The 2,474-nt window shown below is 60.0% G+C and carries 3 protein-coding genes and 1 pseudogene; 1 reads left to right on the forward strand and 3 read right to left on the reverse strand.

Annotation, left to right across the window (positions count from 1 at the left end):
• Window positions 1-646: shikimate kinase (locus F3H98_RS30815; protein ID WP_342211657.1), on the forward strand; the 646-nt coding region annotated here is incomplete at its 5' end.
• Window positions 647-660: 14 nt separating this feature from the next.
• Here F3H98_RS30815 and F3H98_RS30820 read toward each other — a convergent pair.
• The 3 genes and pseudogenes from F3H98_RS30820 to F3H98_RS30830 all read right to left on the reverse strand — a co-directional run.
• Window positions 661-1,137, reverse strand: a complete 477-nt coding sequence (locus F3H98_RS30820) for a hypothetical protein (RefSeq protein WP_149764794.1) — start codon at window positions 1,135-1,137, stop codon at window positions 661-663.
• A gap of 44 nt (window positions 1,138-1,181) precedes the next feature.
• Window positions 1,182-2,255: an integrase catalytic domain-containing protein gene (locus tag F3H98_RS30825; RefSeq protein WP_342211658.1), complete on the reverse strand. Its 1,074-nt coding sequence runs from the start codon at window positions 2,253-2,255 to the stop codon at window positions 1,182-1,184.
• Window positions 2,204-2,474: pseudogene (locus tag F3H98_RS30830) on the reverse strand (IS1380 family transposase); the annotation flags it as partial. The gene F3H98_RS30825 and the pseudogene F3H98_RS30830, both read right to left, overlap by 52 nt.

Raw genomic sequence — 2,474 nt, forward strand, 5'->3', positions numbered from 1 at the left:
TGGAATGCGAGTTGTCGAACAATCAAGAATGCCCGAGATCGCCAGGTCACCGGAGGCAAGCGAGGTTGTCGCGGCCCTCGGCGAGCGGCCGATCGTGCTCGTCGGCATGCCGGGCGCGGGAAAATCCAGCATTGGCCCAGCCCTTGCCAAGCGACTGCGGCTGCCCTTCATTGACACCGATCAAAAAATCCAGAAGAAGGCCCGTAAGTCGATATCGTCGATTTTCAACACCGATGGCGAGGAGGGTTTCAGGAAGCTCGAAGCGACGGTAATCGAACGTGTGCTCGAGCAAGGGCCCGCGGTGATCGCGACAGGTGGCGGCTCGTTCTTGCATGAGCAGACCCGGCGCCTCGTCGGCGAGAAAGCGATCTCGATCTGGCTCGATACTGACCTGGACATCATCCAACGTCGCCTTAGTAGCGATACCGAGCGCCCGCTGCTGCAAGGCCCCAACCGGGTTCAGACAATCACCGAACTGTACAGCGAGCGCAAAGCGTTTTATGCACAAGCCGATATCACGATCGTCCCGCCCCACCAAAAAGACAAAAAGAATGCAGATCCCTGCGTGAGGGCGCTGCACGCCTATCTTCGCGCCGCTGCAGCCGCGGACCGCAGCCCCTCGAATGTCGCGGGTGCGGCACAATGAACCAGTTAGCGAACTCAGCCACAGTCGAGGTCGTCCTCAGCACTGGCCGGCGTCAGGGCTGATTGGACCAAATTTGCTTGATCCAGTGATAGTGTCCTGAAGGTTCTACAAAAGCTCTGAAGAGAGGCCGGTGTCAGACTGCACTTAACATGCCCTTTGACGGTGACGTAGAGATCAGGAACAATTCCGTCGGCGTCGTTGTATTCGATGCGGGCGGATTCGAGCTTGATGTCGGTCGCGCCGGGGAGCGCCCTTTCCACCGCATCGTGGATTGCGATCCGCTTCGGAACCACCAGGGTCAGGCTGTCCGCGACGATCTGTTTTGCGAGCTTGTGGAGCGCCGTTTCGGGGGCGCCACCGCAAGCAGGACCGTAGGGAGCAAAATGAGGGACGACCTTGACGGCCTTCGTCCTGGCAACGAGTCGCCTATCACAGCCCGGACAGATGCAACCGCATTTCAGCCCACGCTCGACCTCTAGGATGTGAACCATCGAACCATGTCAGGCGAAATGAGAAATTGACCCCCCCTATTGCCTCATCGAAGAATGTTACCGAACGATGTGACGGGTTGAAGAAGCGGGGATATCGCTATCCAATCGCCATTGATGGTCTCAACGGCTGTCTCCTTACGCCAGGCTTTCACCGCTATTTGCACCGTCCGCAGGCTTTTGTTCGTGAACCGTGTCTGATCGACGTTTATCAGCCGCTGTAGCACGAGGGCTGCCGAGAGTGTCGGCTCGGCCTCCAACCAGGCCCGAATCTGAGCCTCATAGGGCTCAAGCATGCTCGGTCTCTTCGGATAAGGCTTTGTCCGCCGATAAGGCCTTTTATGGGTGGGTCGCACCTCACCACCCTGCCAAGCCGTCTTCAGATTTGCGGTGAAGCGCTGCAGATCGATGACAACCGGTTCCTGTGGCGTTGCTTGCACTCCACGACGATCGACGCGTGTTCCCAAATCTTCCTGTGCCGCACGGATGGCGGCGAACAGCATCACCGGATCTGCCGTTGCGAGCATCGTACGCAGCCGCTCCTTGTCGACCTCGGCCACCTCGGGGTGAGCCAAAACGCGCGCGACCGGCGGCGCGGGCGGATGATACCGCTTGATTACACGCGCGCCGATACGAGTCTTCTCCCGCAGCTTGAATGACGGCTGGAAGAGATTGCCGTGCAGCCGCACCGCGTCATAGAGACGAACAAGCGCCGCCGTGGCGTCGGCACCCACGAACCTGCCATAGCCGACCAGCCGTCGAACGATGGCACCGTTCTTCTGCTCGACCCATGCCTGATCATTCTTCCGATAAGCACGGGAACGCGTAACTTCCAATCCTTGACTTCGGCACCACGAGACCACGAGGTCGTTCATGAAGGCGCTGTCATTGTCAAAGTCCACGCCCTGCAGCGGAAAGGGAAACAGCGACCTGGCCCACTTGATGGCAGCGATCACAAGACCGCTTTCTCGCGTCCGCACCGGCACGCACTCGGTCCAGCCTGTTGCGATATCGGTCAAGACCATCGTTTGCACAAAGCTACCGGACGAAGAGGTGCCGGAATGGGCAACGAAGTCGACCTCGACATATCCGGGCGGCGGGCAGGCACGGTGTCGATCCAGCGCCCGGACAGATCGGCAAGGGCGGACAGGTTCGTTTCTTGGGTCAGCCCCTCGGTCTCACCATCTGGCTGGTCTACGCCGCATTGTGCGTCACAGCCCGGCCCCCACGATCCAGCAGGGCGGGATCGTGCGCCAGCCGATCTGCGTCGTTCACACCCTGGTACCCGGGCAGTCGTCCGAACACGGATTGGCAAAGCTGCCCGATCAGCATGTGGCGGC

This window comes from Neomesorhizobium albiziae, assembly GCF_900114255.1.
GTDB classification, from domain to species: Bacteria; Pseudomonadota; Alphaproteobacteria; order Rhizobiales; family Rhizobiaceae; genus Neomesorhizobium; species Neomesorhizobium albiziae.